The following is a 6,939-nucleotide window of genomic DNA, read 5'->3' on the forward strand; positions in this document are numbered from 1 at the left end:
ACCATCGAAGAAGGTGCAACAAAATGAAGGCCCTGGCAGTCGTTGCCAGGGCCTTCATTTTCAGTTTCATAAATGGAGCGAAACAATCAGCTTAAAAGGAGGCAATCGGATCACCAAACTCGGCCTCATCAGGGGTCACGCCCAATCCCGGTCCTGTCGGTCGTCTTATTTGGCCATCCACAATCTTGATACCGTTTTTCCGATCATAATGACCCTCGATGTACGGAGCTGCCAACCAGACACCTTCGCATAGATCCGGCCTGATGGTGGATCCCATCTGGGTACAGGCAGCAGCAATAATATCTCCTCCCCAACTGTCATCGCAGGAATGCGGAAGGTTTTTAACCTCGCAAATATCGCGGAAGATACGCATATTCTGCATACCGCCGATCCGGGTTATCTTCATGCTGAAACCATCGACCAGACCCGAATCTGCGGCCGAAAGAGCTGTGTTCAGATCGATGGCGTTTTCATCCATGTACAGTCCATGACATATCAATGGCCGAATTTTCTTAAGGTCCTGAACAGTGTTGCAGGGCTGCTCTAAGACAAAGGGGATATTTGAACATTCTCTGCTCACACGCAAGGTGTCGCGGGTGTTCCATCCTCGATTGGCATCTACCGCCAGACGCATCCCGGTGCCCTTGATCGCCTCCCAAACTTTGCGAATGGTTTCTATGTCGATTTCAATCGGCCGCCCTCCGACTTTTATTTGCAAGCGTGGGTAGCCTTCAGAGCGTTTCTCCTTTGCCAATCGCGCAATTTCGTCAGGTGCGCCGATGCCAGTGGCGAAATAAGACGGTACATTATCCGTCATTGCACCACCCAATAAGTCCGCGACACTGACGCCAAGGCATTTGCCCATTAAGTCGTATGCGGCGATGTCGATCGCTGCCTTGGCATAATTGTGCCCGTTTAGCAGGCCAGCCATGGCGCGGTTCAAAGAGGTGGGCCAAATCTCAGTCCCTATCAGGCCTTTGGCCATTTCAATCAAAGCAGCGCGCGCTCCAAGGACATGTGCTTCGGCGTAAGTTGCGCCAATGGGGCAGGTTTCACCCCAACCGACTGTTCCGTCTTCTGCCACCAACTTAATCAATGTGGAGTCTAAGCTGCTTACCGTACCGCTTGCCATGACATAAGAGCCGCCCTTCACGGGCAGTTTGTGGCTATAAATGTGTAGCTCACGAATTTTCATGATTGGGAGATTTCTCTTGGTTTTGAGGAGGGATACACTTTGGGCATTCACAAGGACGAGGCCCGCACCAAAATTCTTAATCGGTGCGGACCTTGGTTTTGAAGCTTATTCTGCCGGGGCAGTTCCTTTAGCGTCCAGTTTTTCACGCTGGCTATCGCGATACAGAGCCTTGCCCAGAGAAACCATCATTAAGGCCATCACCAGAGTGAATGGCAAAGCGCCAATAATCATAGCATTTTTAAGCGCATCAAGAGGGTTGTTTTCACCCGCAGCAATGATCAAAACACCGATAACTGCCGTGAGGATCAAACCCCAGATGATCCGATGTTTGATCCCGGTCTCCTGAGCGCCGCCCGACATGATAGTATTCATAACGAGAATTCCCGAGTCAGCTGATGTCACGAGAAAAGTCATGATCAGAACAACACACATTACAACGACGATGCTATAGAGCCCCTCACTTAGGATGTTCTCCAGCGCCACGAACAATTTGTTGGTGGTTGAAGCTGCCGCAATCGAAGGATCTGCTAGGCCAGCGACTTCAAGATCAACTGCAGTGCCACCAAGGATGGTCATCCAAGCAAAGCAGACCAAAGCAGGTGCAATCACACAGCCTAAGATGAACTCACGGACGGTACGACCCTTGGAAATGCGGGCGAGGAACAAACCAACGAACGGCGAGAAAGCAATCCACCATGCCCAGTAGAAGGTCGTCCAACCTGCTTGCCAACCAAAAAGACGACCATCAGCACCTGCGGTATAAACCGCCTGCAACGTGGTCTCATCCAGTTCTGCAGCAGCACCTTCTAAGCCGGACTTAAATCCGTCAAAGCTCCCCCATGCATTGGTTGCCCCAGCGATCAAATCATCTGCGAATGGTTTTGCAACACCAGGCAAAGCATCAGAAAATTCGCTGGCACTTTGCGGGCCATAGGCCTCAAAGGACAGAGATATGAAATTCAGGATATAGTCCGCCATTGCGGTGGCGTAGGTGGTCATCGCAAACAAGAACGAACCAAAGATGACGAAGATTAGCAGCAAGATCAATGAGAGGACCATATTTAGGTTTGAGAGGTATTTCACCCCACGGCCCACTCCAGAAACTGCCGACAAAATCGACAGGCTCATGATGATGACCAAGGCTGTTATCAATCCAACAGTGCTTGGTGCTGGGACATCACCATTCGTGGTCACCAGCCAGCTCATGTTAGTTACCGCGTATAGACCGTCAACAAACTGTGAAACTCCGAAACCGATCGTCACAGACACACCTAAGATCGTCGCAACAACGCCAAGAACATCAACAATGTGACCCAATACGCCGTTCGCAGCAGATCCAAGCAATGGTGTCAAAGCCGAGCGAATGGTCAGTGGCATATCGCGCGTATAAGCGTAGTAGGCCAATGAAAGGCCTGTGATGACATAAATCGCCCAAGCGTGGAAACCATAGTGCAAGAATGTGTAGCGGAACGCAGATTGAACTGCGGCCTCAGAACTGCCTTCAACCGCTCCGGACACAACAACAGGGTTAGACCCCCAAAGACTCATTGGTTCGGCTGTAGCATAAACCATAAGGCCCACACCCAGACCAGCGCCAAACATCATCGAGAACCATGAAAAGTTTGAAAATTCCGGATTTTCCCCCGGAGTTCCCATGACTTTCCGACCTGAATACGGCAGTGCTGCAACAATAAACAAAAAGAAAGCAAACAGCCCGACGATGATGATATAGAACTGGTTAAAGCCCTCGAGTAAGGACCAGTTCAAGCTACCCAACGTGCTGTTAGCATTCCCGGGCCAAATCAGGGCCCAAAGCACCAGTGCAACCATGATACCTTTGGATACCAAGGCAATTGGCAAGCTGGCATTTTCATAAAACCCTTTCTCTTCAGTTTTTATTTCTAGTTCCGTAAATGGAGGTTTTATTGACATCAAATTACTCCCTATTTTTTAGTATTTGCCCCTAAACAGGGGTTCGTTTTGTCTCCTTGCAATGCGATCCGAGCCGATTGCTTTGTCCGAGTCGATTGCTTTGATGGAACGATTTGCTGCATACGGACCGATTTTGCATCTGCATGCCGACAAATATTACGTTCAAGGCTCACCCAAGCTGGCGGCGGCTCTATCTGTTTGAAACCCGCGGTAAAATCAGCAAATTCTCTCGATGATTAGCATTGGGCGGGTGCGCTAGTATTGTCCCACGTTTCCCTTTCCGAATGGTACGAGCCGCAGTGGGTCGCCCCAAGCACCTACAGTAGCTAAACTGCATCAGGCCCGTTATTTTGCGCGACGAAGTCGTTCGCCTACCTGCTAGCAGCGCTAACATGATGTTGTGTTAAGGTAGATATGAAGAAATTGCTGAACTTACCTACCACCGACAAGTTCAGCATTTTTTCCGCCCCTGAGGACCTGCCACGGTTTGTTACCGCTCCTGTGATAGGAGCTACTGAAACAATGCCTCAGGATATGGGACCGAGACGAGTGGGCTAATGCGCGAAAAGCTCGCTGATGATCTTGGCCTTGGCATCTCGACGTTGAACAAGTCGGTCAGAGCACACTGACGCGCGGAAATGGTGTTGAAAAAAGGCAAACACAATATTACGTTGTGCTGATGGTCGATAGCTTGTCGTTCGGACAGGGTCAGCTTGGCAGGCTTCGCTTGGTTCCGAACCAATAGCTGCCACTCTATTGCTACCAAGCCAACTTTGCTGTCTCGTTGAGAAATGCCCGCTATTACACGAAGCATTTCGGAAACAAAAAACGTCAACCGATCATCTCAGGCAATCCCTTACACCTTTTGTTGGCCTTCCGTACGTTTCGGTCAAGACAAACTGAACAGGTGCTTTGGCCTTGCCGTGGATCGCCGACAAGACGCAATCTCTTAGTGCGACAAAATCATTTCGACCCGGTGATCCAAGTCCTGTTTCAACTGATCTGCATCCCAGCCTGCACGTCCTCGAAACATATAGCCCTGCCGAATGTCATACAGCAATGCTGCACGTTCCAATGATGGAAAGTCCGCAGGCAGGGTGCCCTTTTCCTTTTCCCGGTCAAACCTCTGGGCAAGCCGCTGATCTGTGTCGTCAATTGCTTTGCGAACCCGTTCATCCACACCTTCGACTTGACCGATGTTGGTTGAAACTGAAGAGGCAAGAAAGCAGCCTTTTGCTCCATATCCGCTGTCTGTGGCGTAATTGATGACCTCTTCCAAAAAACCGCGCACGGCTTTTTCGATGTCTTCTTCGGCTTCAAAGTCGACCACAGGCTTGCAGCCGTTAACGTCGGAATATTGGTCTATCGTCTTGAGAAACAACTCTCTTTTATCCCCAAAAGCAGCATACATGCTGGGACCGGTAATGCCCATCGCCTTGGTCAGGTCACGTAACGACGCACCGTCATAGCCCTTGGCCCAAAATACCGACATGGCATTCAGAAGCGCCTCTTCGTAATCGAATTTGCGAGGGCGTCCCATTTTTTTTGTATCGATCAATATATAATCCTTGACGAGCTGTAATTTTCCTCAATATACGTATCAATCGATATATAAATCAAGGACTCAATAAGATGACGCATAAACTAGCAACGGGAAAGGCGTTCCCTTCGATGCAACTTCCTCGGCTTGGTGGTGGACATGTCGAAATAGCAAAACCGGCCGCCGGACATGATTGGAAAATGATCGTGGTATATCGCGGTAAACACTGTCCGCTTTGTACAAAATACTTAAGCCAACTTGCGCAATTGCAAGGTGGATTTTCCGAGATCGGGGTCGATGTAATCGCCGTATCAACCGATGGCCAAGAACGAGCGACAAGCCAGATTGGCGAGGTCAATCCGGGCTATCAAGTAGGATACAACCTGACGCTAGATCAAGCCCGCGAACTGGGGCTCTACATTTCAGGCGTTCGTAATGGCATGGACGTAGAAGCTCCCTTTGCAGAACCGGGCCTGTTTGTCGTCAACGGTGAAGGCAACTTGCAACTTATCGATATTTCGAACGTTCCGTTTGCTCGCCCAGACCTGCAAGCGGTCCTGAACGGGTTAACTTGGCTACGCGGCCAAGCCAACAAATTCCCAATTAATGGCAGCCACGAATAGGAATTCCTATGTCTATCGAAGCAATAAAAACCGCAATGAAATCTCTAATTGCGGCTGGTACAACCATGGACCTCGAGGCGCTCGGCAAGATCTATCATGATGACCTGCGGATCGTGATGATAGATGCCCAAGGCCATGTGAATCACGCTGACAAAGTCGGTTTCATGACCCAATTTCAGGCGTTGAAAGACCAAGGTGTGCCACCGCTGAATACCTGGGCGCAGTATAATGACATTTGGGCTGAAGGTAACAAAGGCCATGTTTTGGTGACGCGCAAAAACGACTTAATGGGATTTGATGCGCTGTTGGTTCTAAGCATCGATTTCGTCTTTGAAGACAATCGATGGCAGGTGGCCCGCGAAGTGATCTACGTGCGCCCAGATACCGGCGACTACACTGGCGAAGAAAATTAAGTCAGAGTCTATAGCCTGCAAAAACTTATGGGGCTGCCAAGCCTTAAACCGAACTAAGACAGGATAAAAAATGCGTTTCTTATCAACATTGGCCACGTTAGCTCTGACGGCAACGATGGCCACGGCTAATTCGCAGCAAGATGCCATTAACAGCCTAAACGACTTCAATGATTTCTTTAACGAATACACGATCGACAAAAACGTCGACGGCCTAGTGAGCTTGTATTCTGATGACGCGCTTTGGATCGAACAAAATCGCCCACTGGCGCAAGGACACGACGTAATACGTCAAACCTTCGCGTTTCTGGCTTCTAAAGATGCGGTGAACGACCACTCGATCGACAAATTGTTGATTTCAGCTGACGGATCCCTAGCCGTTATGGTTGGCACCGCCATCGTAAAGGTCGAGGAATTTAATCTGGATACGACTGGTACTTTTTTGTTTGTCCTGCGGCCAGATGGGGACAGCTGGGAGATCGTCACAGATATGTGGCATCAGCACGTTACGGCAGAACAAAGATAAACTTGAGGATCAGAATATGCATATTTTAGTAACTCTGGCGATGCTCGCCGCGACAACATCTTCTGCCTTGGCCCAAGACGCTGCAAGCGAACTAGCTGAAATGAATGATCGCTTTAATTCAGGAATTGCGACTCAGGATGTCGCTGGGTTGATGGAATTATATGGTCAAGAAGTCATGTGGATCGCGCCCGGAACTCCGATGAGTTGGAATGGTCAGGCAGAGGCAAAACAACTGTTCAATTATATGACAGGCCATCAAGCCGATGTAACACACGACATCGATCACTTGTTTGTCTCTGATGACGAAACACTGGCGGTGATGATTGGCGATGTCCGTGCGAACGTTGAATCGATCGGTCTTAAAGGGGAAGGCACATATCTATATGTGCTGGACAAAAAGGAAGGCGATTGGAAAATCGTTGGTGACATGTGGAACCAGTTGCCAAACGAAGGCCAGTAGCTTCTTGCCATGCACTTTTGGGTTGCGACCTTGTTTGCCAGCGTCATTCCATGCCGCGCGATACTAAAACTGCGCGACGGCGATGGTTACTTCACGACTAAACCATCGCTGTTTTCTCGATTGCATTTTGATGCTGGCACTAAGCAATAACGGAGTGGCCTATGACGCCAGCGGAATATGCTAACCGGTCAGAGAAAGACCAAAACCTGAACAGAGCTAACTTAAATTAGCGGACTCAAGAGGGAGCAGGTCA

At 49.4% G+C, this 6,939-nt stretch carries 7 protein-coding genes; 4 read left to right on the forward strand and 3 right to left on the reverse strand.

Going from position 1 to position 6,939, the window contains the following annotated elements; genetic code table 11:
• Positions 1–91: 91 nt before the first annotated feature.
• The 3 genes from ABXG94_RS17430 to ABXG94_RS17440 form a co-directional block, all read right to left on the reverse strand.
• Positions 92–1,195, reverse strand: coding sequence for a mandelate racemase/muconate lactonizing enzyme family protein (locus tag ABXG94_RS17430; protein WP_353536268.1), 1,104 nt, complete (start codon positions 1,193–1,195; stop codon positions 92–94).
• Positions 1,196–1,300: 105 nt separating this feature from the next.
• Entirely contained in the window at positions 1,301–3,127 is a 1,827-nt protein-coding gene (locus tag ABXG94_RS17435; protein WP_353536269.1) for a BCCT family transporter, read from the reverse strand.
• A 949-nt stretch (positions 3,128–4,076) separates the two neighbouring features.
• On the reverse strand, positions 4,077–4,685 hold the full coding sequence (locus ABXG94_RS17440; protein ID WP_353536270.1) for a TetR/AcrR family transcriptional regulator: 609 nt from the start codon (positions 4,683–4,685) through the stop codon (positions 4,077–4,079).
• Positions 4,686–4,759: 74 nt separating this feature from the next.
• Between ABXG94_RS17440 and ABXG94_RS17445 the strand changes: the two genes are divergently transcribed.
• The 4 genes from ABXG94_RS17445 to ABXG94_RS17460 all read left to right on the forward strand — a co-directional run bounded on the left by ABXG94_RS17445 (position 4,760) and on the right by ABXG94_RS17460 (position 6,686).
• Positions 4,760–5,290 carry a redoxin domain-containing protein gene (locus tag ABXG94_RS17445; protein WP_353536271.1) on the forward strand — a complete coding sequence of 177 codons (531 nt, stop codon included), beginning with the start codon at positions 4,760–4,762 and terminating at the stop codon, positions 5,288–5,290.
• Positions 5,291–5,298: 8 nt separating this feature from the next.
• Positions 5,299–5,703 (forward strand): hypothetical protein, encoded by a 405-nt coding sequence (locus ABXG94_RS17450; protein WP_353536272.1) that lies wholly within the window; start codon positions 5,299–5,301, stop codon positions 5,701–5,703.
• 70 nt (positions 5,704–5,773) lie between these two features.
• Entirely contained in the window at positions 5,774–6,226 is a 453-nt protein-coding gene (locus ABXG94_RS17455) for a YybH family protein (protein WP_353536273.1), read from the forward strand.
• Positions 6,227–6,242: 16 nt separating this feature from the next.
• Positions 6,243–6,686 carry a YybH family protein gene (locus tag ABXG94_RS17460; RefSeq protein ID WP_353536274.1) on the forward strand — a complete coding sequence of 148 codons (444 nt, stop codon included), beginning with the start codon at positions 6,243–6,245 and terminating at the stop codon, positions 6,684–6,686.
• Positions 6,687–6,939: the final 253 nt, after the last annotated feature.

Source organism: Cognatishimia sp. WU-CL00825 (assembly GCF_040364665.1).
Taxonomy (GTDB): Bacteria; Pseudomonadota; Alphaproteobacteria; order Rhodobacterales; family Rhodobacteraceae; genus Cognatishimia.

Excerpts from the sequence above, each read along its gene's own strand:
- ABXG94_RS17460 (WP_353536274.1), top strand. The coding sequence starts at position 6,243 with ATGCATATTTTAGTAACTCTGGCGATGCTCGCCGCGACAACATCTTCT.
- ABXG94_RS17430 (WP_353536268.1), bottom strand. The coding sequence starts at position 1,195 with ATGAAAATTCGTGAGCTACACATTTATAGCCACAAACTGCCCGTGAAG.
- ABXG94_RS17435 (WP_353536269.1), bottom strand. The coding sequence starts at position 3,127 with ATGTCAATAAAACCTCCATTTACGGAACTAGAAATAAAAACTGAAGAG.
- ABXG94_RS17445 (WP_353536271.1), top strand. The coding sequence starts at position 4,760 with ATGACGCATAAACTAGCAACGGGAAAGGCGTTCCCTTCGATGCAACTT.
- ABXG94_RS17450 (WP_353536272.1), top strand. The coding sequence starts at position 5,299 with ATGTCTATCGAAGCAATAAAAACCGCAATGAAATCTCTAATTGCGGCT.
- ABXG94_RS17455 (WP_353536273.1), top strand. The coding sequence starts at position 5,774 with ATGCGTTTCTTATCAACATTGGCCACGTTAGCTCTGACGGCAACGATG.